We start from the raw sequence: 24,748 nt of genomic DNA on the forward strand, positions 1-24,748 counted from the left end.
CCGTAGCGAAGGGTGACCTAACGCAGAAAATCACGGTAGACGTAAAGGGCGAGCTGCTGCAGCTGAAGCAGAACCTAAACCAGATGGTGGACTCGCTCAACCTGTTTGCCGGCGAGGTAACCCGTGTAGCACAAGAGGTAGGTACGGAAGGTCGCCTAGGCGGTCAAGCCGTAGTACCGAATGTAGCCGGCGTGTGGAAGGAGTTAACGGACAACGTAAACTACATGGCCTCAAACCTGACCCTGCAGGTGCGAGATATTGCCAATGTAGCCACGGCCGTAGCAAAAGGTGACTTGAGTCAGAAGATTACCGTCGATGTAAAAGGCGAACTGCTGCAGCTGAAGCAGAACCTGAACCAGATGGTGGACTCGCTTAACCTGTTTGCCGGCGAGGTAACTCGTGTTGCTCTAGAAGTAGGCACTGAGGGTAAACTTGGCGGCCAAGCCTCCGTACCAAACGTGGCTGGGGTGTGGAAAGAACTGACGGACAATGTAAACTATATGGCCTCGAACCTGACCCTACAGGTGCGAGACATTGCTAACGTAGCTACCGCCGTAGCCCGCGGCGACTTGAGCCAGAAGATGACCGTGGATGTGAAGGGAGAAATCCTGGAGCTGAAGAACATCCTGAACCAGATGGTGGACTCGCTCAACATCTTCGGTGACGAAGTAACCCGCGTGGCCCGCGAAGTAGGTACTGAGGGTAAACTCGGTGGCCAAGCCAACGTGCCCCGCGTAGGTGGAACTTGGAAGGAGCTAACGGACAACGTAAACACGATGGCCTCGAATCTGACCCTACAGGTACGAGATATTGCCAACGTGGCTACGGCCGTAGCAAAGGGCGACCTGACCCAGAAGATGACCGTGGATGTAAAAGGCGAGATTCTCGACCTGAAGAACATCCTGAACCAGATGGTGGACTCGCTCAACATCTTTGCTGGCGAGGTAACCCGCGTGGCCCGCGAAGTAGGTACGGAAGGTATTTTGGGTGGACAGGCTAACGTGCCGAGCGTGTCAGGTACTTGGAAAGACCTTACGGACAATGTAAACACGATGGCCTCGAACCTGACTTCTCAGGTACGAGACATTGCCAACGTAGCTACCGCCGTAGCCCGCGGTGACCTCAGCCAGAAGGTGACGGTTAATGTGCGCGGCGAGCTGTTGCAGCTAAAGGAAAACCTTAACCAAATGGTGGACTCGCTGAACACGTTCGGCGACGAAGTAACCCGCGTGGCCCGGGAAGTAGGTACGGAAGGCCGCCTCGGCGGTCAGGCTGTGGTGCCCAACGTGCGCGGCACTTGGAAAGACCTCACGGACAACGTAAATACCATGGCGGCCTCCCTTACCTCTCAGGTGCGGGACATTGCCAACGTAACCACCGCCGTAGCCCGCGGCGACTTGAGCCAGAAGGTATCCGTTGATGTTAAAGGCGAGCTGCTCGACCTGAAGGATAACATCAACCGGATGGTGGACTCTCTGAACATCTTCGCCGGCGAGGTAACCCGTGTGGCACAGGAAGTAGGTACAGAAGGTCGCCTTGGTGGCCAGGCCAATGTGCCGAACGTATCGGGTGTTTGGAAAGACCTGACCGACAACGTAAACACGATGGCGGCCAACCTTACCACTCAGGTACGTGGCCTAGTAAAAGTAGTAACGGCCGTTTCGCAGGGCGACTTGACCCAGAAGCTGACCCTAGACGCCAAAGGTGAAGTGGCTGACTTGGCCGAGACCATCAACCGAATGGTGGATGACCTGAACCGTTTGGCAGTAGAAGTTAGCCGCGTGGCAAAAGTAGCCGGGGTAGAAGGCAAGCTGACCGAGCGTGCAACTGTGAGCGACGTGAGCGGTTCCTGGAAAGAACTGGTTGACACGCTGAATGCGCTAATTGAGTCGATTGCCTCTCCAGTACTGGAAGTTAGCCGCGTGGTACGCGCCATCTCGGAAGGTGACCTCACGCAGCAGGTTGAAATTCAGACTGCTGGCGACATTCTCGCCATGTCAAACGCCTTGAACCTCGCCGTAGATAACCTCAACGAGCTACTAGGCGAAATCAATGAGTCGTCGCAGATTGTGGGCGAGTCGTCGGAGGAGATGGTAGTGAAAGGACAGGAGATGAGCCGCGTTACAGTTGATGTGGCCTTGGCCATGCAACAGATGGCAGAAGGCGCTCAGAACCAGGCTCTCAAGACCGACCAAGCCTTTAAGCTGATCGAAGAAATCATGCAGGCCACTAAGGAAACAGCGGGCAAGGCTGATGTCGGTATCAAAGCGGCAATCCTGGGTGAGCAAACCTCGCAGTTGGGTCTGAAAACCGTAGCGGAGGTGGTGAAAAACATGGAGGAAATCAGCAGTGCGGCTGCTCAAACCTCTAAAACCATTGAAGTACTAAGCACCCGTTCTGGAGAAATCAGCAAGTCGCTGGGCGTAATCACCGACATTGCCGCTCAAACCAACCTCCTAGCTCTGAACGCGGCCATCGAGGCAGCCCGCGCTGGGGAAGCTGGTCGTGGTTTTGCGGTAGTAGCTGAGGAAATTCGGAAGCTGGCTGAAGGGTCCCGCAAATCGGCTAACGAAATTGCAACGCTGGTTGAGGACGTTCGTAAAGACACCACATCAGCTGCAACGGCTATTTCGACCATGGAAGGCCGAGTACTTAAGGGTAAGAACGCTACGTTTGAAGCTAGCTCGGCCTTTAAGAACATTGCTACCAGCAGCGGCGAAACCTTGCGCACGTCTCGCGACATTCTAACGGCCACTGAGATTCAGAAGACCTCTATTGGTGACGTAGTGAAGTACGTAGAAGAAGTGGTAGCTATTGCTGAGCAAACGGCAACCGGCACACAACAGGTAGCTGGCACAGCCAAGCAGCTCTCTACTTCCATGCAGGAACTCACGACTAGCAGCCAAAACCTGACTGATATTGCCGACGACCTGCAGCTAGGCCTGTCAGCCTTCCAGTTGATGGAAGATCTGGAGCCTGAGCCCGAGCCGGAACCCATCCGGCGGGTAACGCGGCGCGGCGCAGCAGTGGTAGCTGCCACTCCTTCGGCCCCGGCTGCCCGCCAGTTGCGTCGGTCGGTAACGGTTGCGCCAACTCTCGAGCCAGAGCCTAAAACGGCAGTGCGTAAGGCAGCTTCTCGACGTAAAGCTGCTGCACCCGCTCCGGAAGTAGTTCAGCAAGAAGCTAAGCCTACGCAGAGGCCTAACCGCCGTGCGGAAAAGCCTGCGGCTTCAGCCGATGCGCCCGTTGCTCCGGCAGCAGAGAAGCCTCGGAAAGCTAAGAACAAAGCCAAGTAACTTTCTCACACGTGATTAATGGATCCGGGCGCTGCTTGCACGCAGTGCCTGGAATCTAGTCCCTTTGTTTTAGGTATGCCTGAAACCGATAAGAACGCCAAGCAAGAAGCCGTTATCCAGCTAATCGTTTTCCGACTAGGAGAGGAGGAGTATGGTATTCGTATTGAGCAGGTAAAGGAGGTAACCATCACTCCTGAAATTGCGCGCATGCCCAAAACTCCCTCTTTTGTGAAGGGCATTGCCAATTTGCGCGGTGATATTATCACGATTATCGATCTGGAAGAGCGCTTTCAACTGCGCCCCGCCGGAGAAGAGCTAGTAGGAATCAGCTATACTCTAGCTATTGAGGCAAAAGACTACACCATTGGTATTATGGTGCGTGAGGTGCCCCAACCGCTTTCCATTCCTGTGTCTATCATTGAAAAAGCACCGGAATTCATTCAGGATATCAATATCCACGACAAATACATCGAAGGAATAGCCAAAATCAATGGGCGCATTGTGGTTGTCTTAGATATGCTTAAGCTGCTCACGCCTGCTGAAATCATGCAGATCCAGCCGAAAGCAGAATCTTCCGCCGCGGCCACCCGTACAAAGGCCTAATCTCAAGGCATTGTTCAGCTTCCTTCTTCTCCTTTTTGAAATACCTCTTCTCATATGAAAAACCGCATTCTCATCGTCGACGATTCTTTTTACATGCGCACGATGCTCAAGAACATGCTTACCGACGCCGGCTATGATGTGGTGGGAGAGGCGGCTAATGGCCAACAAGCCTTGGAATTAGCCACTCAAACAAAGCCTGACCTGATTACGCTCGACGTTATTCTGCCCGACAATACCGGCCTAGACGTTCTGAAAGGCATTCGCCAAGAGCAACCTGATGTAAAAGTGGTGATGTGCTCGGCAGTAGGCCAGGAAGTTATTGTGAATGAGGCATTGGAGAGTGGCGCGACTGCCTATATCGTGAAGCCTTTCTCAGAAGAAAAGGTCCTGGAAATCGTTGGAAGCGCTCTGCAAGATCCAGAGTCTAGCGAAGCATAACCATAGGCCAGGCACTCCTGCCAGCTACCTGCTCTACTAGTAGCTGATTTAATCATTCGCACTTTTTTCCGTGCTTAACACACCTTCTCCTTTCACTCTATTGCTTGGTAATCTGCCCACTTTTGTTGGGGCAGAGCTTACACGGCTGTTGCACACTGACCCCTCGGTGCGGGTTGTGGGCACTACCATGAGTGCTGGAGAGCTAGCGGGACAGGCGCGGCGTTTGCAGCCTGGGGTAGTGGTTGTAGGGGAGAGTCAACTTCTTGAATTAGAGCAGTTGCGTCACCATTATACTGGCCCGGTACTGCTCTATACAACCCAGCCACCATTGCCTGGTATGCTACGAGAGGTCAGCCGTCTTGGCGTGTATGATTACCTCGCGGCTGCGCCCATGTACGACGAAGCGAAAATGGTGGAGTGGCGGCGTCAAGTAAAGCGTAAAGTACAGGCTGCCCGGCCTAAGTCTACAAACCAGGCAGCACCAGGTGGTACACCGCGCCGGACAACCGCGCCACTGCCTCCAAAAGGGGTGCTTGTACTTGGCGGCTCTACCGGCGGAGCCCCGGCCGTAGAGCAAGTGCTACGGGCGCTACCGATAAACTTTCCGTGGGCTATTCTGGTGGCTGTACATCTGCCAGCATCTTTCACAGAATCGTTGGTGGAACGCTTGCGCCGGGCATCCGCCATGCCAGTAGAAGCCGCCTCTGAAGGCTCTGTGCTCGAGGCGGGAAAAATACTGGTGGCCCCTGGTGGGTTTAACTGCTCAGTGCACTCGAGCGGCAATCATCCGTGGCTGGGGTGGCAGATCAGATTTGGGCAGCAAACCGGCCTGGATACGCCCTCGGTTGATATTCTCATGCAGTCAGTAGCTCAGACCGTGGGGCGCAACGTGCTCGGCGTGATATTAACTGGCCTAGGCCACGATGGTACGGCCGGGGCCCGGGCAATTCGTGAGCAGGGCGGCGTGGTTATAGCGCAGGATGAGGCTTCATCGGCAGTGTTTGGTATGCCCAAGTCAGTCATCAAGGCCGGATATGCGCAGGCGGTGGTGCCACTGGTAGATATAGCCAGCTTTGTGTTACGCCACGTGCGCACGTCCGCGCTTACTCGGGTTGAGCGTACTTCGATATCTTCCCAAGCTTTGTCACGATGAAGTCAAGGGAACAGGAGTACCGCGAAATATTTATGGCTGAGGCGCTCGAGTACTACGACGCCATGAGTCGCCATATCAGTGAGTTGGAGCGCAGCCCTACCGATGAACCGGCCCTGAATGAGCTGTTCCGGCTCATGCACAACCTCAAGTCGAATGCGCGGGCAATGGGCTATACCCAAATTGGGGAAGCTGCCCACCACATGGAAACGATTTTTGGTCTGATCCGCAGCAAGGAGATGACCTTTACGGGACCAGTGGTGCCTGTTCTCTTCGATGGTATTGACACTATCGGCAAGATGATTCGGGCCGTGGGAGCAGAGCAGGAAGTACCGGACATTTCGCGCCTACTGGAAAATCTTGACCGCCTAACCAAGGGGGAAGCCCCTGTTCTAGACGAGGACGAGGAGGAAGACGAGAGTAACCGCAAGCTTGAGCTTTCTGATCTGGTATATATCCAGATTAAAAAGCTGGACCATTTGCTCAACCTTGTAGGTGAGTTAATCATTGACCGCGACCGTATCCTGACTCTAAGCCAGGAAATTGGTAATTCGGCCTTAGTGGCGGCGGCGGCGCATTTCTCCCGTATTGCCGATGATCTGCAGTACAGTGTGATGGATGCCCGCTTGGTAGGCGTTGGCTCCCTGTTCAACAAGTTTCCTCGCGTTGTGCGCGACGTAGCGGCGGCGGAGGCTAAGGACGTAGAGTTAACCGTAGTAGGGGAAGATATCCAGATCGACCGCAACATTCTGCAGATCATCACCGACTCCTTGCTACACCTAGTGCGCAATGCTATTGGGCATGGCCTAGAGACCCCAACTGAGCGTACGGCCGCTGGCAAAACAGCCCAAGCCCATTTAACCCTTTCGGCCCAAACCGAGCGCGACGACGTCTTGATTCAGGTTATTGATGATGGCCGCGGTATTGACGTAGAAAGCGTTCGGCGCAAAGCGGTGGAACGAGGCTTGGTAGCGGCAGAAACCGCCGCCACGCTTGATGATGATGCGGTGCGAGCCTTTTTGTTTGAACCTGGTTTCTCCATGGCCAAAGAGGTGACGGAGATTTCAGGCCGCGGCGTGGGCCTCGACGTAGTAAAGCTCGCTATTGACTCACTGGGCGGGCAGCTACGCGTTGACTCAGTGCTGGGGCAGGGTACTACATTTACCTTAGTACTGCCTACCTCCATTGCGGTGAAGGGGGCGTTGCTGTTCGTGCTCGATGAGCGCAACTACGCCATCCCGCTCATGCATACTGATTCGGTGGTGTCGTTGATGCCGGATGAATTTCACGTGGTTGGTGGTATGCTGCTAGCCCGCGTGCAAGACGAAAATTTGCCAGTGGTGCCATTGCGGCGCCTTTTACACAACGGTGATGGACCATTGCCGCCCGCCAACAAAGCAGAGCTCAACGGGCGCCAAGACATCATTATCGTAAATTACAGCAACCGTAAGCTCGGCCTCATCGTTGATCGTTTCCTGCGCCAGCAGGACATCGTGATTAAGCCCATGAGTAAGCCGCTGGATACCATTGATTTGTTTGGCGGCGTTACGCTGCTGGGCAGCGGGCAGGTGTGCTTGGTACTCGATGTGCCGGCCCTCACCCGTTTGTTCTTAGCTCGCCGACCTTAACTACCAACATGCAGACCTCTGGTTACTGGCCTAGGCCAATAGCCTCACCAACAGAATGACTCCTATGGATTTGCACATGACGGAACTGGAGCGGGATATTATCCGCGAAATCCTGAACATTGGCTTGGCTCGCGCCGCCGATTCGTTCGCGGTTATTGCCCAGGAAAAGGTGCTACTTGAGGTTCCTAACCTAAACATTGTTTCGGGCCGCAGCATCTTGGAAAAAGTACGCGAACTGCAGGAGCAGCACGTCATTATCCAGTCTGATATCCGGGGCGAATTCAATGGGACTACGCTCATGTTCTTCTCTGGGCAGCACGTGCAGCGCCTCTCGCGCGTTTGTCTGCGCATGAATACCTCCGATTCAACCCAGATTGATGAAATGCAGGAGTCGTTGTTGTTGGAAATCAGCAACATCATCACGGGGGCGTTGGTAACGCAGCTAGCCAATATCTTGAAGGCCAATATCTATGGGGCACCTCCTGTAAACCCACACGATGATATGGCTAAGGCTCTGCAAAGCCTTATGCTAGACCGGCCCATGGTGCAGCCACTCATTTTTAGCGTTATCACACAGTTCTCCGATAAGGCTAATTCTGTGGAGTTGCCTCTGATGATTTTCTTCGACCGGGATACGTTCGAGAAAATTCTGGAAATCATTCGTACCTACGACTTTATGGGTGGTCAGCAGCCCAGCTAATTTCATTTGTTGGCCGCTAGGCCTATTCCTAAATCATGGCCTCCGGTGCTAGCCTAGAGTTAAACGAACTCTGGACTGGCAAAGCGGAGGCCATGGCATTTGTTGCTTTCTCTCCATTTTCTTTCTCTTTCCTATGACTGATTCAGCCAAATCTTCTCTGGAACAGAAGCTTGCCAATTTCGACCCTAATGCCTTGGGTGACACTGCTGGTGGTATCTTCGGCTTGCCCTTTACCCCAGAAGAAGCCCAAGTGGTAGTGGTACCCGTGCCGTGGGAGGTTACCGTGTCGTACCGGGCAGGTACCGCCGAAGGGCCAGCGGCCATCCGTGAGGCCTCCCTGCAAGTTGACCTTTACGACCCGGACCTGCCGGACGCTTGGAAGATGGGCCTCGCTATGGAAGACCCAGATGAGCAGATTACCGCCCAAAGCCTAGAGTTGCGCCCTACTGCCGAAGAGTACATCGGGTGGCTGGAGGAGGGAGAGCCGGAAGATTCGTATGCCAAGTTCTCAGAGGTTCCCGCTCGAATTGGCCTTCAAGGAAAAGCTCTGTTGGAGTGGCTAAAAGCTAAAACCGGTGCCCTGCTCGATGCGGGCAAAGGAGTAGTAGTTTTAGGCGGTGACCATAGCACTCCCCTAGGCTACATGCACGCCCTGGCAGAGCGGCACGAGGAGTTTGGTATCCTGCAGATTGATGCTCACTGCGACTTGCGTCCGGCTTACGAAGGCTTTGAATATTCGCACGCTTCTATCATGTACAACGCCCTGAAGTTGCCGCAGGTGAAGAAGCTGGTGCAGGTAGGTATTCGCGACTATTGCCAGCAGGAAGCGGAATTCATCGAGCAGAGCAATGGCCGCGTGGCACTCTTCGCCGACCGGTTCCTGCAGGCCGAAATGCTGGGGGGTAAATCTTGGAAGAAGGAGTGTAAGAAGATCATTGCCCAACTGCCGCCCAAAGTCTACGTGAGCTTCGACATCGACGGCCTCGACCCCAAGCTGTGCCCTGGCACTGGCACGCCAGTACCTGGTGGCCTAGAATTTGAGCAAGCCCTGTACCTACTGCGGATGGTGGTGCGCTCAGGCCGCACTATCATTGGCTGCGATTTGAACGAGGTTGCTCCCGGTGACACGGAATGGAACGCTATTGTAGGGGCCCGGTTGCTCTATCACATGGCTAACTGGATGGGGGTATCACAGGGACGGCTGAAGGCCCGGCCCACGGAGAAATAGAGGGAGCCAACGTCGGAAGCGCTTTTGCGTATCGCAGTATAGGCTTATTCCTATAGGCCTACCAACTCTCTCCTCACTCCAACCTATTACCTGTCATGGGATTTATTCTCAAATTTCTGCTCTCGGCTATCATTACCTACGTGTTGGCCAAATTTCTGCCGGGCTCGCACATTGGTGGCTTCAGTGATGCCATCATTCTGGTAATTGTACTGGCCATCCTAAATGCCGTAGTCAAGCCCATTCTTAAAATCATTGGCTTCCCCATTACCATCTTAACCCTAGGTCTGTTTTTGTTGGTCATCAACGCTTTAATTGTGATGATGGCCAGCTATTTACTCTCGGGCTTTGAGGTAGATGGGTTCGTGTCGGCGCTTATATTTAGCGTGGTGCTTTCACTGGTAACGGCTGTTGTAGATTTAATTGTCGACTAAGCAAAATGCAGTCAACGAAAAGGCCCGTTGGTAGCTACCAACGGGCCTTTTCGTTGACTGCATGTGGCCTAGGGCTCCACCTCCAGCTGGGTGCGCCGCCGACGGCGCCAGGTGCGAAAAGCAACTAGGCCTAGGGCCCCAAGCAACAGCAACGGCCAAGCCGTTACAATGGCTAGGACCAAGCCAGTGAGTAGCTCCCAGCCGTTGTAAAACGCTTGCGTAAAGCGGCTAGCAAACGAAAGGATGGGCGTTTCGGGCTGATTAAGCGGCAGCGTTTGGAAGTAAGTGAGGCTAATGGTAGAATAGCCAATGTGGTCGTTGAGGGTTTTAAGCCGGCTTTCAGTGGATTCTATTTCCTCTCGTACTTCCCCAATTTTCTCTTCAATTGCCAGGATATCCGCTATTTTCTTCGCCTGCGATAGCAAGGCCACGTAGCGTTGCTCCACGGCCCGCTTAGTGCGCAGCCGCGCCGATTTATCGGCGTGCTCAGCGGTTACATCATCGGTGCCGAGCGTTTTCGACTGCAGGGTGCCTAAACCATTGAGGCTGTTTAGCAACTGCTGAAACTGCCCCGGCAGCACCCGTATTTTCATTTGGTGCTCCCACTGACCCTCTTGCCTTTCCTCCGAGGCATCAGAGATATAGGCCCCATACGCGCGAGTGAGGCTATCCATCCGAGCGTTCGTCTTCACTAGGTCATCAACTTTTACACGTACCTCGGCGTGATAGATGATTTTGCGTGCCGAGGCAGGCGCTGCAGTCGGAACGGAGCCATCAGCGGGTATGCCTGGCTGAGTGGCCATCGGTGCTGGAGGGGCCTGAGGAGCCGCAGGAGGAGGGGGCGGTGCACCTTGAGCATCTAACGCAGGCGCTTCCATTAAAGCTACTTCAGAGACGACCGAGGTATCTGCGTCTGTAGAAGTTCGTGGCTCCTGTTGCTTTCCGCAAGCACCTAACAACAGGGCGCCTGCCGTGATACTACACAGTAGTGCTTTCATAAACGGATAAATTAAGGGTAAACTATAAACCTGATAAGCGCTATCTGAAAGATAAACGAGAGATATAGCGCTAATTGTATACAGATAAAGAAAAAGCCTGCCCTCGTCTGAGTGCAGGCTTTTTTAATAGCTATTGGAATAGCCTAGGCCTAAAGGCGGCGGATTTGAGCACCTAGTGCGGTTAGGCGCTTATCAATGTATTGATAGCCGCGGTCAATCTGCTCCACGTTTTCGATTACGCTACGGCCTTCGGCGGAAAGGGCAGCAATTAACAGCGCCACACCCGCCCGAATGTCGGGGGAGGTCATGGTGATGCCGTGGAGACGGTTGCGCTGGTCGAGGCCGATGACGGTGGCGCGGTGCGGGTCGCAGAGGATGATCTGGGCACCCATGTCAATGAGTTTGTCCACGAAGAACAGCCGCGACTCAAACATCTTCTGGTGAATGAGTACCGTGCCTTTGGCCTGGGTAGCTACCACCAGAATTACGCTCAGCAGGTCGGGGGTAAGGCCCGGCCAGGTGTGGTCCGAAATGGTCAGGATGCTACCATCGAGGTAGGTCGAAATCTCGTAATGCTCCTGGGCGGGCACGTGGATATCATCTCCCCGGAACTCCAACTGAATACCCAGCTTGCGGAAGGTATCGGGGATGAGGCCTAGCTCCTGAATCTGGCAGTCTTTGATCGTGATTTCGGAGCCTGTCATGGCAGCTAGGCCAATAAAGGAGCCGATTTCAATCATGTCGGGCAGCATGCGGTGCTCGGTGCCACCCAAGCGTTCCACGCCCTCAATGGTGAGCAGGTTAGAGCCGATGCCGTTGATTTTGGCTCCCATGCGCACCAGCATCTTGCAGAGCTGCTGCAGGTAAGGCTCGCAGGCAGCGTTGTAGATGGTAGTAATGCCCTCGGCCAGTACAGCACCCATTACAATGTTGGCAGTACCCGTTACGGAGGCCTCATCCAGTAGCATGTAGGCACCGTGCAGGCGGCCTTCCGTGCTAATGCGGTAAAAATCTTTGCCTTCCAGCGTGAGCTTACCACCTAGTTTTTCTAGGCCTACGAAGTGCGTATCGAGCGGCCGGCGGCCGATTTTGTCTCCTCCAGGCTTAGGTAGCTGGCACTTGCCAAAGCGCGACAACATGGGTCCCAGAATCATAACCGATCCGCGCAGAGCACGGCCCTGGGCCACAAACTCGGGAGTGTCGAGATAGTCTAAGTTGACAGCATCCGCCTGAAAGCGGTAAGTATCCGAGGACAGCTTGCCGATTTTCACACCCATGTCGCGCAGCAGCTCGATAAGCTTGTTGACGTCGCGGATGTCGGGGATGTTGCTGATGGTGACGGGCTCATCGGTGAGCAGAACGGCACACAGAATCTGGAGCGCTTCGTTTTTGGCGCCCTGGGGCACGATTTCGCCTTTCAGGGCTTTGCCGCCAATTACTTCAAAAGAGGCCATGTAGGAGAGAAGTTAGAAGCCGCCGGGTAGCAGAAAGCAGCTGCAGTACCATGTACTATGATCGGGCTGATTTCTAGGGCACACGGCTGGCTCCTGAAAGAAAAGTTACTGGGGAGGTTGTTGTGGTTCTTGGCGGCCTTTTTTGCCCCCACGCCGCTGTTTGTCGCGGCGGTTATTATTGCCCCCGGAGCCACCGCGGCGGTTTTCGCGCTCTTGGCGTGGCTGGGGCACAATGAAGGGAGTGGGGCGGCCACCCGGCGAAGTCGTAAACTCGAAGAGGTTTTGGGCGTCTACTTGGGCAGGGTCAAGAGTGAGCTTGCCAGCCGAGAGCTCCTTTAAGTGCTTCAGGATAGTGACATCCTTGGCGTTTTCCTTGTTATGGGAGCGGTACAGAAATTTCATGGTACGCCCAATAACCACCGTTGCTTGCTCACGCTCAGTGGGGTCCTCGATGGCAATGGCCTGCTCAATGAGCTGCTCTACAGCGCGTCCGTAGGCCCGTAGCTTAGGTCCCTTGCTGGGGTAGGCCACCCGAGCCGGTTTCGTCTGGTTGGCAGGTGCCGCCAGTGGGAAGGGGCTGTCTACGTCCAACTCGCCGTCGGCCATTTCAAACAAGTGGTTCCAGACTTTCTGCTGGCCGTCGGGCTGGTCGCGGAGGCTGGGTTGCAGCCGGAAGATGAGTTGCACTATTTGCTGTGCCCGGCGCGTGCGCTCGGCGCGGTCCTCGATGTCGCGGAGCTGCTGGACGAGCTGAAAGGTGCTCTGGCCGTACTCACGCTGGAGGAGTTCGTGCTTATGAAGAGAAGGAAGAGTCATAGAAAAGCAGAAGGCAGAGTACCCTGCCGGACAAATATACGCCAAACCTGAGCCTAGGCCTCTTTTCTCGGAAAGAGCTGTTGGCAATGGCCGCGTTGGAAAGGTGAAGTTGGATAATTTTTAAGACTTACTCAGCTTTGATACAGCTGAATAGACAAGTAAACAAGCGCTAGGTCACTACTGAGTGGCCTAGCGCTTGTTTTTTTGGACTGAACGTAGCGGAATTAGATATGTTTAGGGCCTAGACAATTCGCAACTTGGCGAAACTTAGCAGCAACGTTTTCTCGCCTACTTCCTCAAATTGGATGATGGCTTTAACGGACCCATTCTGGTTTTCCAGCTTGGTTACCTGTCCGAAGCCAAACTTTGGGTGCTCTACACGCTGTCCGTTTTGCAGGTTGGAGGTATCCGAAGGTTGAAAATCGGTGGGAGCCACGTATTTGGTGGCTACCGTTTTGCGCGGGGCGGTGGGTACCAGGTTGCTGCGGCGCTCCAGCACGTGGCCGAAGGGTGAATCCATGCCGCCGCTACCAGGGCCCGAGGAGAACTTGAAGTCAACGTACTGTGGGTCGATTTCGTCGAGGAAGCGGCTCTTCTCGCAGCTGCGCAGGTTTCCCCACTGGTAGCGGGAGGTGGCGTAGCTTAGGGTCAGCTTCTTCTCAGCCCGAGTAATAGCCACATAGAACAGGCGGCGTTCTTCCTCTAGGTCGGCGCGTGAGGTAATCATCATCTGTGAGGGGAAGAGGTTCTCTTCCATGCCCACGATGTATACATTACGAAACTCCAGGCCTTTAGCCGAGTGAATGGTCATCAGGGTCACCTGCTCGCCTTCGCTCTGGGCGTCTTTGGTGTCGGCGTCGGTTACCAGGGCAATGTCCTGCAGGAAGGCGCTCAATGATTTGTCTTCGCGCTCGGGGTCCTCAGTGTAGGCCTTCACCCCGTTTAGAAGTTCCTGAATATTTTCGTAGCGGGAGAGGCCCTCGATGCTCTTATCAGCATACAGCTCCTCAATCATGCCCGAATTCTTAGCAATGAACTTAGCCGCCTCAAAGGCGTCTTCCTTGGCCGCTACGGCCGTGTAAGTCTTAATCTTCTCGGCAAAGTCGACGATGGGGTTAGCGGTGCGAGCCGGCAGAAACTTATCGGCGTTGCTGACTACCTCCCAAATGGTGTGGTTGGTTTCCTCGGCGGCGCTGATAAGCTTGGCCAGCGTAGTGTCGCCGATGCCGCGCTTAGGGTAGTTGATTACCCGGCGCAGGGCCTGTTCATCATTCGGGTTAACGGTGAGGCGCAGATAGGCCACTAAGTCCTTGATTTCCTTGCGCTGGTAGAAGCTCAAGCCGCCCACAATCTTATACTTGATGTTGAGCTTGCGCAACGATTCTTCCATGGCCCGGCTTTGGGCGTTGGTGCGGTACAGAATGGCGAAGTCATCGTAGGAGAGATGATGGTTCATCTTGTCCTCGTAGATGCTCTGGGCCACCAGCTTGCCTTCTTCGTTATCAGAAGCAGCTTTCAGCACTTCAATCAGCGGACCGTCTTCGTTATCGGAGAAGACGTCTTTGCGCAGCTGGGCCTGGTTGTTTTTGATAACCGAGTTGGCCGCCCACACAATGTTCTTGGTAGAGCGGTAGTTCTGCTCCAGCTTGAACACCTGCAGCTCGGGGTAGTCTTTCTCGAAATTGAGAATGTTCTGAATGTCAGCGCCCCGGAAGGCGTAGATGCTCTGGGCATCATCACCCACCACGCAAATGTTCCGCTCCTTAGCCGCCAGCTTCCGCGAAATCAGGTACTGCGAGTAGTTCGTGTCCTGATACTCGTCCACCATCACGTACCGGAAAATGTTCTGGTACTTGTTCAGCACATCGGGGTGGTCTTTGAACAAGACGTTGGTCTGGTAGAGCAGGTCGTCGAAGTCCATGGCGCCGGCCTTAAAGCAGCGCTGCTGATACTGCTGGTAGAGCACACCAATCTTGGGCCGGAGCGCCGCCTCATCGTCCTGCTTGATCACAGGGTCGTTGAGGTACTGCTGCACCGAGATAAGCTTGTTCTTAGCCGCCGAAATGCGGCCGAGCACCAGGCCCGGCTTGTAGAGCTTGTCGTCCAGCTCCAGCTCCTTCACAATTTGAGTGATGAGGGTTTTGGAGTCCTGGGTGTCGTAGATGGTAAAGGAACGGGGGAAACCAATCTTATCGGCTTCGGAGCGCAGAATGCGGGCGAAAATGCTGTGAAAAGTGCCCATCCACAGGTTTTTGGCATTCGTGCCCACTACCTTCTCAATACGGGCGCGCATTTCCTTGGCGGCCTTGTTGGTAAAGGTGAGGGCTAAGATGTTGTGCGGATCAACTCCTTTTTCGAGCAAGTTGGCAATGCGGTAGGTGAGCACCCGGGTTTTGCCCGAGCCGGCACCGGCTATAATCATGCAGGGCCCCTCGGTGTGCATCACGGCGGCGGCCTGCGAGGGGTTCAGTAGAGAAAGATAATCCAGTCCCATTCGTCAGTTTATCGGAAACTAAGCTTGTTGGCTTGTTAGCAAAGGTAGGGCTTTGGGCGGGGAAAGCCGAAGCTGATTTGCAGCGTTGGCAGATGCAACTTGGCCTAGAACAGCCAGAAATACACCAATCCTGCAAGCGCGCTCACGCCTATCCACAAAATCAGATTGACTTTGCCCCAGCGCAGCGCCAGCACCGAAAGCACTACCCATAATAAGCTAAACCAATCAGGCGCAGCTTGAATTCCCCGCGGCCACACTACTGCCTGGCCTAGATAAATGCCGAGGTTGAGAATCACGCCCACCACGGCCGCGGTTACTACGCTTAGCGCGGCCTTAACCCGCGCATCCTGGCGGGTGCGCTCCACCAGCGGGGCCCCTATGAAAATGAACAAGAAGCTGGGCAGGAAGGTGTAAAAGGTGGTGAGAAACAGCCCTGCCGCCCCCCACGCTACCGAGTGGCCGCCATGCTGCCAGGCTCCCATAAACCCCACAAAAGTGAGCACCATAATCAGCGGGCCGGGTGTGGTTTCGCCGAGGGCCAGGCCATCGACCATTTGCAGGCGGGTGAGCCAGTGAAACTGCTCTACTGCTACCTGCGCTACGTAAGGCAACACGGCGTAAGCGCCGCCAAACGTAACCAGGGCGGCCGTGCTAAAAAAGCGCGTCAGCTGCCACCAGAAGCTCCAGTCGCCGGTAACAACTCCCGCAACTACCACCGGAATCACCCATAGGCCTAGCGCCACTAGCAGGGCCTTCCCAATCCGCCGAGGCCACTGGCGACGAACTTCTGGACCTGTCTGTGGAGCATTAGCTCTGAAAGTAGATTGTGGTAACCCCAACCAAGCCGGGTACCAGCGCTGTACCAATAGGCCTAGTAGCAGCGCCCCGAAAACCACGATTGGGAAAGGAAAGTGGCCTAGAAACAACGCCAGAAAACTCAGCACCGCTACTGTGAGGTGCAGGGGTGTTTTCAGCGCCTTTTCCCCAATCTTCAGCAACGCCCCCAGCACGATGGCCACCACGGCCGGCTTCAGGCCATAAAGTAGCCCAGCCACGGCCGGAATGGTGCCGTACTCCACATACGCCCAACTCAGCCCCAGCAGCATAAATACCGAAGGCAGCACAAACAACCCGCCGGCTACTAGGCCACCTCGTACGCCGTGCAGCAGCCAGCCAATGTAGGTGGCCAGCTGCTGGGCCTCGGGGCCGGGCAGCAACATGCAGTAGTTGAGGGAGTGCAGGAACCGTTCTTCGTCCAGCCAGCGACGCCGCTCTACCACGTACTCGTGCATAATGGCAATCTGTCCGGCGGGGCCGCCGAAGCTGATGAAGCCCAGCTTGAGCCAAAAGCGCAAGGCCTCCCGGAAAGACACGGTTTCCGCAACCCGTGGGGCAACGTGAGCAGGAGATAAAGCTGATTCCATGTTGTACGGGTAAGGAAGAACAGTAACATCAGCGAGCAAGAGTGGCCTAAAAGCGTCATTCCGAGCGAAGCAGGAAATCCGGGTAAGCCTCTTGCGAGCAACTCAGATTCCTCGCCTCGCTCGGAATGACAGTTTAAGTGGCCTAGCTTTCTCTAGATAGGCCTAGGCCAGTACTTGAATTACGGCCTCGGAGAAGCGCTCCATTTCCTCTAGTTGCGGGCTGCACTGAAGCAGGAACAAATCCACACCCACGGCTTCGAAGGCGGCAATGCGCTCGGCTACCTGATCGGGGGTGCCGGTGAGGCCGGAACGCAGGCCGCGGTTGGAAACCGAGTAATCCTGCAGCGACACCTGGTTTTCGAGCTGGGTGCCAGCTAACCACTGCTGGTAGTTCTTGTAGCCAGCCGCCGAGCCTTGCACGTTGGTAATGCGTTCCAGCTCCTTTTTCACCTCGGCTTCGGTGTTGCGCACGATGGAGTAGGCCGCCACCCCAAACTTCATGGGCGGCAGGCCTAGCTTCTCGCGGCGCTGGCTCAGGTCCTGAATGCGGCGGCCAATGGCCTCGGGCTCGTCGCCGTGCATTACGTAGCCGTCGCACTGGGCGGCAATCATATTCTTGGCCGCTTCCGATTCGCCCCCGGCGTAAATAAACGGCCGCGGGCGCGACACTGGCTTGGGCTGCAAAATGGAGTCGGTGACTTTGTAGAACTTGCCATCGAAGCTGAAGTGGTCCTGCTTCCAGAGGTTGTCTACCACGTGCAGCCACTCGGCGGTGCGGGCGTAACGGTCGTCGTGCTGCTCGAAGTGTACCCCGTACTTCTTCGCCTCATCCTGCCACCACGAGGATACCACGTTCAGCGACAACCGACCGCCACTGATGTGGTCGATGTTGGCCGCTTGCTTGGCCAGCAGGGCGGGGGAGTGGAAGGTGGGCCGCACGGCCACCATTAGCTCAATTTTCTTGGTGACGGCCGCCAGCGCTGCCGCCGTGCTCCACGCATCTAGGGAAGGAGCTTCTTCGCCCTTGATGTCATTGAGGTTCAGCTCCGCAATAAGGGAGAGGTCGTAGCCGAGGTCTTCGCTACGCTGGGCCAGCGTCTTCACGTAGTCCCAGTCGGCACGCATGTTCTCGTCCTCCACGTTGCGCAGCCACCCGCCAAAAACGGGCATCCAATATCCGTATCTCATTATTGCGCGATTAAGTCAGCGGGTGAAGAGGTAACGAGTTCGGCGGCAACTATTTCTGTTGCGCCGGGCAGCTGCGTTTCGAGGTAGTCCACGAAGCGGGCGTAGGGGTCAAAACCCACCACGTTCACGGCATCGGCCACGAAGTTGGAGAGGGCGTTGATATCGTAGAACAGCACATCGCCAGTGCGGTCGTCGATGAGGTACTCAATTCCACCCACGTCTATCTTAGCGGCGGCAACAATGCGCTCCACTGCTTCTACTACCTCAGCCGGAGGGGTGAAGGCTTCTACCTGAATGCCTTTTTTAGGGGCTTCGGTGAGGCAGAACTCCGCCGACTGCTCCTCCGGAATCTGGCAGATTTCAGCGGGGCAGAGGTTGAAGCTTTCGCCGGTGGTATACACCTTCATGGCATACAAGAACTTGCCGTTCAGCGTTTCTACGCGGTTAATGTTGCCGCCGCGGGGCGTCACGTATTCCTGCACCAGGGCCGTCTGGTCAATGCCGAGGTCGATCTGGCCGGCGGCTACTGCGGCCTCCACACCTTCAATAGTATCGAAGCGAATGATACCGGCGCCGCTACCCCCAATATTCACTTTCACCACAATGGGGAACTGCAGCTGCCGGGCCGCGTCGGGCACGCGCGAAGCGTGGTTTATCACGAACGACTTTGGAAATTTTAGGCCCAGCGAGGCAAACAACGAAAGCTGGCGGGCTTTATTGGTCTCAATGCTGGTAGCTACCGAGCCGTTGATGATGCGTGTACCAATCCGCTCAAGGTGCGTAGCGTAACCGGCCGTGTGGAAGATGCCTTGGCCGTGGCCGCGCAGGTAAGCCGAAGAACTCATGCGGTTTACAACCAGAGAGTAGCGGCTTTCCTTTTCAGAAGGATCAAAGAGGTGATGAGCGGCGTCGATTTTCTCATAGGCCAGTCCGCGGCGTTCTAGCTCAGCGAAGAGGGGCTTAAACCACTCAGGATGTTCGAAATAAATGCCAATCGGCTTTGCAGCGTGAGCCATGGGAGAAGAAATAATGGAAGATGAGAGGGGAAGAAGACGTTACCGTAACTCCTGCGGGAGTGAGCGATACATCCGTAAATCGTGAAAAGCAGCAGGGGGTGCGAGATGCTGACCCAAACAACAGGACGCCAAGATTCGTCCTGCGAAAACCCCGAAAAGTACTGGCCTACAGAGCAGGCTCAGCCATACGGGCAAGCAGCAGCGCAGCGGCACAATGGTGCTAAAACACAAGGGCTACTGCTACCAAGCAACAGGAGGAGCAAAGCGCGGTAGTGGGCCGCGAGCTATTCTAAGCAGTGGCCTAGAAGGGGCGGGTTATTATCAACAACAACAGCAGCCTGCCATAACCGATTCAGCCAACATCGTACGCGTGGTACGAAGGGCCAGTTGCGGAGCAGCGGAAGCAGCAGAGAAAGCGAAGAAGTTGTTGGTAGTAGCCACGGCAACTTGTTTTTATATGGTCAGGACTTGGCACCGTTCCAGTAACTGGGGGTTGCCGGCGTTTCATAGAGCCTGTCTCTCCACGCCTCTGTATAAAAACAATCCTTTGGTCGAAAAGAATTGGTAGGGCGAAGGTAAGGTGCCGGCAAGGAAACTTCCAAATACCTGATTTCTGCTAAGGCTGTACCTTGCAGCCAGATTTTACATTGTGCAGGATACGGCAGGTTGCGCAACCCCGCATGGTTGCCCTAGAGCGCCGCGCCGTTTCCTTGCATCAGGTTCAGCTAGCAGTTGTCGTTAATGAGTACAGGAGAAAGGGTCGGTAAGCAATCTGATGCAGGGCATCCCTCGGCGGCGCTAACTTCCACTGGTGACGCCAGTACGTTGCGGCCGGCGCTGGCCATTCTGTGCCTTTCCGCTAGTCTGGGTGGCCTAGAAATCAACACAATCAAGTTTTCTGGCTGGATGCGCGAGCGAGGGTGGCCTATTACTCTGCTGGTGCCCCCGCATTCTCCGCTGGCCGACTGGGCTGCGCGCGAGCAACTGGCCTACATTACCCTGAGTGCCCGGCGTAAGTCGCTGGCTGTAGTAACTGCCTGGCGACTCGCCCAATACCTGCGGGCGCACAATATCCGAGTGCTCCTCGTCACGCAGAACAAAGACCTAGGGTTTGTGTCACTCGTGAAGCTGCTGATGGGCAAGGAGCTGCGTATCGTCTATCAGCAGCACATGCAAATCGGAATTCCCAAGCGTGACTGGTTTCATACCCAGCGTTTTGCCATGCTCGACGCGTGGCTGTCGCCCTTGCCTGGCCTAGCGCAGCAAGTCACGCACATGACCCGCTTTGATCCGGCTAAAGTGCACGTGGTTCCGCTAGGAATTGATTTGCAGCGGTTTGTAGCGCCGGACCTTACTAAGCAGGAGGCTCGAGAGCAATTGCAATTGCCCTCAGAAACGCCGCTGCTGGGTGTACTGGGGCGCTTCGACGATGGCAAGGGCCAGGACTTCGTAATTGAAGTGTTGCACCAACTACGTACCCACCATCAGCAGCCCGTAGAACTGGTGCTGATGGGCGAACTTACTCGCAACGAGGGCGACACGTACTGGCAGCAACTACAAGCCCAGGTGCAGCAGCTTGGCCTCACGCAGTACGTGCATTTTCGCCCTTTCCGCCCCGACACGGAGGTGTTTTACCGCGCCATTGATGTGTTTGTGCTGGCCTCCGTGAGCGAAACCTATGGCATGGTTACCATTGAGGCCATGGCTTCGGGCTTGCCGGTAGTAGCCAGCGCTACCGGCGGTACCTTGGAAATTGTGCAGGATGGGCAAACTGGCCTACTATACCCTTTGCGCGATGTGCAAACGTGCGTGCAGCAAGTATTGCTTTGTTTGCAGCAACCCGCCCTGCGGCAGGCGCTAGGCCAGTCGGCGAGCCAGCGCGCCCAAGCCGAATATTCGCACGTGCGGCAATGTGAGCTAACGGAACAGATCTTACTAGAGCTGGCCTAATTCCGGTATCTTTGTCGCCTTGTTTCTCACAATGAACCGGGCCGGTAGCGCCGGTGTTGGCTGAGTCATTTCCTGACCTATCGAGAAACAGGAAGCACCATCCGGCGAGCAACCCACGACATGATTATCATACAAAATACCGTCATCTCAGATGACGTGCGCGACAACTTCTTCGTCTGCAATCTGGAGGCCTGTAAAGGAGCCTGCTGCGTGGAAGGCGACCTAGGCGCCCCCCTAGAAGAAAGTGAATTGCGCATTCTGGAGCAGGAATATGCGGCCATCAAGCCTTTCCTCACCGAAGCCGGCCAACAGGCCATCGAGCAGCAGGGCTTGTACATTAAAGATTGGGAAGGCGACTACAGCACCACTACCATCAATGACCGGGAGTGCGCCTATGCGCTTTACGACGAGCGTGGCATTCTAAAATGTGGTATCGAGCAGGCCTACTTGGCCGGCGCTACCAGCTTCAAAAAGCCCATAAGCTGCCACCTGTACCCCATCCGCATCACCAAGTACGAAGATTTCGACGCGCTGAATTACGACCGTTGGAATATCTGCAACCCTGCTTGCTCCTTCGGCGCCAACCTGAGCGTACGGATCTATCAATTTCTCAAAGAGCCATTGGTTCGCAAATATGGCGAAGAGTGGTACGGCGAATTAGTGCACGAAATCGAGCACGGTTCGGCGGAATAAGTGGTTAAGTTTCGTAATACCAGTAATCAGAAAGGGCTACCTAGCAGGTAGCCCTTTCTGATTTGACTTGGTGCGGTACCTTAGTTAGGTACCCACACAGAGTAGCTGCGGGCTTGTACCGGGAAGTTGCCGTAGCCGTTAGCGTCGGTGGTGATGGTGCCGCCGTAATTACCGGTTTTATCGGTTAGCGTGGCACTCTTGAAGGGGGAGGTAATGCCCTTGGTGCGGGCGCTGCTGCCATCATTCAGGATCATCATCAGGCCTTTGTGGGTGCTATCACCAGCGCGGGAGTAGGCATAGTAGTCGGCATCGTTTACGCCGGTATACTCATAAGCCGAGCCGTAGGCATTTGCTTTCCGAATCTGCATAAGCTTGCTTATTTGGCTGCCGAGGTTGTAGTTGTAGTAATCCTTATAGAACACGCAGGGGTAGCCCTTTTCCCGGGTGAGAATGTAGGCGTAGGCCAGCATCTTGAGGTTAACCACGGGCGAGTACAAACCTCCCCCTTGCTGGTCGGTGTCGTGGTTATCTACGAAGGAAACAGAAAGGGGGCCGTTGGCTTCCGTGAAGCCCGCAAACTGCAGTCCGCGCATGTCCCAGGCGCCATTGCCGCTGCTCATGCTCTGGAACGTGTAGTGCAGCGGCACGTCAAACAGGCTGGTGCGGCCGCCGGTAGCCGCCGCGTAGTTGTTCATATCCGTCAGATTTCGGAACCACGCCTCACTCACGGCAAAACGGCCACTAGTGCCCTTTACGGCATCCAGCCACTCATTCACGAAGGAAGTTTGAATATGTTTGGTAGCATCGAGGCGGTAGCCATCCAGGCTGAGCTTGGTGGTTATCCAGTTACCCCAGTTCTTGGTTTCGGTACGCTGATTGACGTCGGCATACCGGATTTCAGAGCCTAACAGGTTGTCGTAAGCGTCGCCGTTGGCATAGGGCTGGAAATCCCAGGCATTCCACTGGTACCAGCCGTTATTAGGTGCTTGCTGGGTGCCGTTGAAGTTGTAGTAATGCCATTTGAAGGAACTGTACGTGTTGCCCCGCCCCGGATAGGTAAAGCTGGTGTACACGTTGTAATTCTGGCCATTGTACGTGAATTGCTCCTGAGCGTCGGCTGAAGTTAGGTGGTTCATGACCATGTCCTCGTATACTTGAATGCCTTTGCCATGGAGCGCCGTAATGGCCGCCTGCAGTTGCGCCAAGGTGCCATACCGGGTCGGAACCGTACCTTTTTGGTTGAACTCGCCCAGGTCGTATCGGTCATACACTCCGTAGCCCACGTCATACACACTGCCGCCCTTATAGGCTGGGGGAAGCCATACAGCGGTGAAGCCAGCCGTGCTGAACTCAGTAGCCTTACTACCAAGCACCTGCCACCAAGTGCCCTGGGTGTTACTGATGGGTACATCCCAGTAAAAACCCTGCAGCATCACGCCATTGACGGCTACAGCATGTTGTGGGTTGGTGGTGGCTGCCGGGGCAGGAGAGGAGGGAGCCAGATTCTCCTTGGAGCACGAAGCCGTAAGCAAAGCTCCGCCTAGCAGCAGGCCTAGAACAGGCCTCTGAAATGAGGTTGACATGATGTAGGAATTTTGGTTGTGGGGATATTAGGAACAATACAATAGTAACTGCTTTCTCACGGTATTATTCAATAATATTTTGTTAATCCTATGCTGTATTGATGCGTAAACAATGCTACAAATGCATGTTTTACAGTCAGTGTAAAAAAGCAGTAACCAGGAAAGTGAGTACTCACCTTTAAGTATTAGACTACCCTGAAATACCTCCGCAAGCATGGTCAACAAAAAAGCCCAACCGATGAAGGTTGGGCTTTATGCGGGAAGCTTGAAATAGTGGCCTAGAGTTCTGAGAAGTCGAACGACGTTTCCAGGAATTTAGTGGTGAAGTTGCCACTTTTGAAGTCGGCGTTGTCCATCAGCTTCAGGTGAAACGGAATGGTAGTTTTAACCCCTTCCACCACGAATTCCGATAGAGCCCGCTTCATTTTCACAATGCACTCCTCGCGGGTTTGCGCAACCGTGATGAGCTTGGCAATCATAGAGTCGTAGTTCGAAGGAATCTGATAGCCGGCATATACGTGCGTATCTACGCGTACGCCGTGGCCGCCCGGAATGTGCAGCACCGTAATCTTGCCCGGCGACGGACGGAAATCCTTCGTGGGGTCTTCGGCGTTGATGCGGCACTCCATGGCGTGCATTTTGGGGTAGTAGTTGCTGCCCGAAATCGGGATGCCGGCGGCCACCTTAATCTGCTCCTTGATGAGGTCATAGTTGATGATTTCCTCCGTCACGGGGTGCTCCACCTGAATGCGGGTGTTCATCTCCATGAAGTAGAAATCACGGTTCTTATCAACTAGGAACTCAATTGTGCCCACTCCCTCGTAGCCGATGGCTGAGGCACCAGCAATGGCGGCTTTACCCATTTTCTCGCGTAGCTCGTCCGTCATGAACGGGGAAGGAGCTTCCTCCACCAGCTTCTGGTGGCGGCGCTGAATAGAGCAGTCACGCTCGGAGAGGTGGCACACGCGGCCGAACTGGTCGCCGCACACCTGAATCTCAATGTGGCGGGGTTCCTCCACAAACTTCTCCAGGTACACGCCGTCGTTGCCGAAGGCTGCTTTGGCTTCGGTGCGGGCATCGTTCCACGCTTTCTCAAACTCCTCTTCAGAGTTGATGATGCGCATACCGCGGCCCCCGCCTCCGGCCGTAGCCTTCAGAATAACGGGATACTTGATTTTAGCGGCAACTTTCTTGCCTTGTTCAACTGACTCAAGCAGGCCTACGGAGCCAGGAATGCAGGGCACGCCGGCGGCAATCATAGTGGCTTTGGCCGAGGCCTTGTCGCCCATCTGATTGATCATCTCCGGTGAGGCCCCAATGAACTTAATGCCGTTTTCCTGGCACACGCGCGAGAACTCTGCGTTTTCGCTCAGGAAGCCATAGCCAGGGTGAATGGCATCGGCGTTGGTGATTTCAGCGGCGGCAATCAGCGTAGGAATGCTCAGGTAGCTTTGGGCCGAAGAAGGCGGACCAATGCATACCGCTTCGTCGGCAAACCGAACGTGCAGGCTTTCCTTGTCGGCAGTAGAATAAACGGCCACCGTTTTGATGCCCATCTCCTTACAGGTACGAATAATGCGCAACGCAATTTCGCCCCGGTTGGCAATCAATATCTTCTTAAACATGGGAGTCTTGGGTCTTAGGGTCGTGGGGTCTTA

At 55.0% G+C, this 24,748-nt stretch carries 19 protein-coding genes and 1 riboswitch; of the genes, 10 read left to right on the forward strand and 9 right to left on the reverse strand.

Going from position 1 to position 24,748, the window contains the following annotated elements; translation table 11 throughout:
- From EU556_RS22465 to EU556_RS22500, 8 genes are all read left to right on the forward strand, one after another.
- Nucleotides 1-3,296, forward strand: a 3,296-nt coding sequence (locus EU556_RS22465) for a methyl-accepting chemotaxis protein (RefSeq protein ID WP_135436495.1), incomplete at its 5' end; no start/stop codon positions are given.
- Between the two features lie 75 nt (nucleotides 3,297-3,371).
- Nucleotides 3,372-3,899, forward strand: coding sequence for a chemotaxis protein CheW (locus EU556_RS22470; protein ID WP_135436496.1), 528 nt, complete (start codon nucleotides 3,372-3,374; stop codon nucleotides 3,897-3,899).
- A gap of 54 nt (nucleotides 3,900-3,953) precedes the next feature.
- Nucleotides 3,954-4,337, forward strand: a complete 384-nt coding sequence (locus EU556_RS22475) for a response regulator (protein ID WP_135436497.1) — start codon at nucleotides 3,954-3,956, stop codon at nucleotides 4,335-4,337.
- A 148-nt stretch (nucleotides 4,338-4,485) separates the two neighbouring features.
- A complete protein-coding gene (locus EU556_RS22480) occupies nucleotides 4,486-5,490 on the forward strand; it encodes a CheB methylesterase domain-containing protein (protein ID WP_135436498.1) in 1,005 nt (334 codons plus the stop codon).
- Entirely contained in the window at nucleotides 5,487-7,115 is a 1,629-nt protein-coding gene (locus tag EU556_RS22485; RefSeq protein WP_135436499.1) for a chemotaxis protein CheA, read from the forward strand. The genes EU556_RS22480 and EU556_RS22485 overlap by 4 nt, the downstream gene beginning before the upstream one ends.
- Nucleotides 7,116-7,170: 55 nt before the next feature.
- Entirely contained in the window at nucleotides 7,171-7,815 is a 645-nt protein-coding gene (locus EU556_RS22490) for a chemotaxis protein CheC (RefSeq protein ID WP_245327842.1), read from the forward strand.
- A 133-nt stretch (nucleotides 7,816-7,948) separates the two neighbouring features.
- Nucleotides 7,949-9,043 carry an agmatinase family protein gene (locus EU556_RS22495; RefSeq protein WP_135436500.1) on the forward strand — a complete coding sequence of 365 codons (1,095 nt, stop codon included), beginning with the start codon at nucleotides 7,949-7,951 and terminating at the stop codon, nucleotides 9,041-9,043.
- Nucleotides 9,044-9,138: 95 nt separating this feature from the next.
- Nucleotides 9,139-9,474 (forward strand): phage holin family protein, encoded by a 336-nt coding sequence (locus EU556_RS22500; protein WP_135436501.1) that lies wholly within the window; start codon nucleotides 9,139-9,141, stop codon nucleotides 9,472-9,474.
- A 68-nt stretch (nucleotides 9,475-9,542) separates the two neighbouring features.
- Here the strand turns inward: EU556_RS22500 and EU556_RS22505 are convergent, their stop codons facing one another.
- From EU556_RS22505 to EU556_RS22535, 7 genes are all read right to left on the reverse strand, one after another.
- Complete coding sequence (locus EU556_RS22505) at nucleotides 9,543-10,277, reverse strand: DUF4349 domain-containing protein (protein ID WP_167855690.1); 735 nt, start codon at nucleotides 10,275-10,277, stop codon at nucleotides 9,543-9,545.
- A 344-nt stretch (nucleotides 10,278-10,621) separates the two neighbouring features.
- On the reverse strand, nucleotides 10,622-11,926 hold the full coding sequence (gene murA / locus EU556_RS22510) for a UDP-N-acetylglucosamine 1-carboxyvinyltransferase (protein ID WP_135436503.1): 1,305 nt from the start codon (nucleotides 11,924-11,926) through the stop codon (nucleotides 10,622-10,624).
- A 105-nt stretch (nucleotides 11,927-12,031) separates the two neighbouring features.
- On the reverse strand, nucleotides 12,032-12,742 hold the full coding sequence (locus tag EU556_RS22515; protein ID WP_135436504.1) for a DUF4290 domain-containing protein: 711 nt from the start codon (nucleotides 12,740-12,742) through the stop codon (nucleotides 12,032-12,034).
- A 241-nt stretch (nucleotides 12,743-12,983) separates the two neighbouring features.
- The gene (locus EU556_RS22520; RefSeq protein WP_135436766.1) at nucleotides 12,984-15,230 is read right to left on the reverse strand and encodes an ATP-dependent helicase; all 2,247 of its coding nucleotides are present in this window, start codon (nucleotides 15,228-15,230) and stop codon (nucleotides 12,984-12,986) included.
- A 110-nt stretch (nucleotides 15,231-15,340) separates the two neighbouring features.
- The gene (gene chrA, locus EU556_RS22525; protein ID WP_135436505.1) at nucleotides 15,341-16,660 is read right to left on the reverse strand and encodes a chromate efflux transporter; all 1,320 of its coding nucleotides are present in this window, start codon (nucleotides 16,658-16,660) and stop codon (nucleotides 15,341-15,343) included.
- A 162-nt stretch (nucleotides 16,661-16,822) separates the two neighbouring features.
- Nucleotides 16,823-17,848 carry an LLM class flavin-dependent oxidoreductase gene (locus tag EU556_RS22530; RefSeq protein WP_135436506.1) on the reverse strand — a complete coding sequence of 342 codons (1,026 nt, stop codon included), beginning with the start codon at nucleotides 17,846-17,848 and terminating at the stop codon, nucleotides 16,823-16,825.
- Entirely contained in the window at nucleotides 17,848-18,864 is a 1,017-nt protein-coding gene (locus EU556_RS22535; protein ID WP_135436507.1) for an ATP-grasp domain-containing protein, read from the reverse strand. The genes EU556_RS22530 and EU556_RS22535 overlap by 1 nt, the downstream gene beginning before the upstream one ends.
- A 450-nt stretch (nucleotides 18,865-19,314) precedes the next feature.
- Nucleotides 19,315-19,404, reverse strand: a riboswitch (SAM riboswitch).
- 201 nt (nucleotides 19,405-19,605) lie between these two features.
- Between EU556_RS22535 and EU556_RS22540 the strand changes: the two genes are divergently transcribed.
- Both EU556_RS22540 and EU556_RS22545 read left to right on the forward strand, forming a co-directional pair.
- A complete protein-coding gene (locus EU556_RS22540) occupies nucleotides 19,606-20,814 on the forward strand; it encodes a glycosyltransferase family 4 protein (RefSeq protein WP_135436508.1) in 1,209 nt (402 codons plus the stop codon).
- Between the two features lie 120 nt (nucleotides 20,815-20,934).
- Nucleotides 20,935-21,507 (forward strand): DUF3109 family protein, encoded by a 573-nt coding sequence (locus tag EU556_RS22545; RefSeq protein ID WP_135436509.1) that lies wholly within the window; start codon nucleotides 20,935-20,937, stop codon nucleotides 21,505-21,507.
- An 80-nt stretch (nucleotides 21,508-21,587) separates the two neighbouring features.
- Here EU556_RS22545 and EU556_RS22550 read toward each other — a convergent pair whose 3' ends face one another.
- Together EU556_RS22550 and accC are read right to left on the reverse strand one after the other, a co-directional pair.
- Complete coding sequence (locus tag EU556_RS22550) at nucleotides 21,588-23,090, reverse strand: alpha-amylase (protein ID WP_135436510.1); 1,503 nt, start codon at nucleotides 23,088-23,090, stop codon at nucleotides 21,588-21,590.
- A 278-nt stretch (nucleotides 23,091-23,368) separates the two neighbouring features.
- Nucleotides 23,369-24,715, reverse strand: coding sequence for an acetyl-CoA carboxylase biotin carboxylase subunit (accC, locus tag EU556_RS22555; protein WP_135436511.1), 1,347 nt, complete (start codon nucleotides 24,713-24,715; stop codon nucleotides 23,369-23,371).
- Nucleotides 24,716-24,748: the final 33 nt, after the last annotated feature.

It is taken from the genome of Hymenobacter fodinae, from assembly GCF_004745825.1.
Classification (GTDB): Bacteria; Bacteroidota; Bacteroidia; order Cytophagales; family Hymenobacteraceae; genus Hymenobacter; species Hymenobacter fodinae.

Excerpts from the sequence above, each read along its gene's own strand:
- EU556_RS22490 (WP_245327842.1), top strand. The coding sequence starts at position 7,171 with ATGACTCCTATGGATTTGCACATGACGGAACTGGAGCGGGATATTATC.
- murA (WP_135436503.1), bottom strand. The coding sequence starts at position 11,926 with ATGGCCTCTTTTGAAGTAATTGGCGGCAAAGCCCTGAAAGGCGAAATC.
- EU556_RS22485 (WP_135436499.1), top strand. The coding sequence starts at position 5,487 with ATGAAGTCAAGGGAACAGGAGTACCGCGAAATATTTATGGCTGAGGCG.
- EU556_RS22535 (WP_135436507.1), bottom strand. The coding sequence starts at position 18,864 with ATGGCTCACGCTGCAAAGCCGATTGGCATTTATTTCGAACATCCTGAG.
- EU556_RS22540 (WP_135436508.1), top strand. The coding sequence starts at position 19,606 with ATGAGTACAGGAGAAAGGGTCGGTAAGCAATCTGATGCAGGGCATCCC.
- EU556_RS22550 (WP_135436510.1), bottom strand. The coding sequence starts at position 23,090 with ATGTCAACCTCATTTCAGAGGCCTGTTCTAGGCCTGCTGCTAGGCGGA.
- EU556_RS22545 (WP_135436509.1), top strand. The coding sequence starts at position 20,935 with ATGATTATCATACAAAATACCGTCATCTCAGATGACGTGCGCGACAAC.
- EU556_RS22530 (WP_135436506.1), bottom strand. The coding sequence starts at position 17,848 with ATGAGATACGGATATTGGATGCCCGTTTTTGGCGGGTGGCTGCGCAAC.
- chrA (WP_135436505.1), bottom strand. The coding sequence starts at position 16,660 with ATGGAATCAGCTTTATCTCCTGCTCACGTTGCCCCACGGGTTGCGGAA.
- EU556_RS22475 (WP_135436497.1), top strand. The coding sequence starts at position 3,954 with ATGAAAAACCGCATTCTCATCGTCGACGATTCTTTTTACATGCGCACG.
- EU556_RS22470 (WP_135436496.1), top strand. The coding sequence starts at position 3,372 with ATGCCTGAAACCGATAAGAACGCCAAGCAAGAAGCCGTTATCCAGCTA.
- accC (WP_135436511.1), bottom strand. The coding sequence starts at position 24,715 with ATGTTTAAGAAGATATTGATTGCCAACCGGGGCGAAATTGCGTTGCGC.
- EU556_RS22515 (WP_135436504.1), bottom strand. The coding sequence starts at position 12,742 with ATGACTCTTCCTTCTCTTCATAAGCACGAACTCCTCCAGCGTGAGTAC.
- EU556_RS22505 (WP_167855690.1), bottom strand. The coding sequence starts at position 10,277 with ATGGCCACTCAGCCAGGCATACCCGCTGATGGCTCCGTTCCGACTGCA.
- EU556_RS22495 (WP_135436500.1), top strand. The coding sequence starts at position 7,949 with ATGACTGATTCAGCCAAATCTTCTCTGGAACAGAAGCTTGCCAATTTC.
- EU556_RS22500 (WP_135436501.1), top strand. The coding sequence starts at position 9,139 with ATGGGATTTATTCTCAAATTTCTGCTCTCGGCTATCATTACCTACGTG.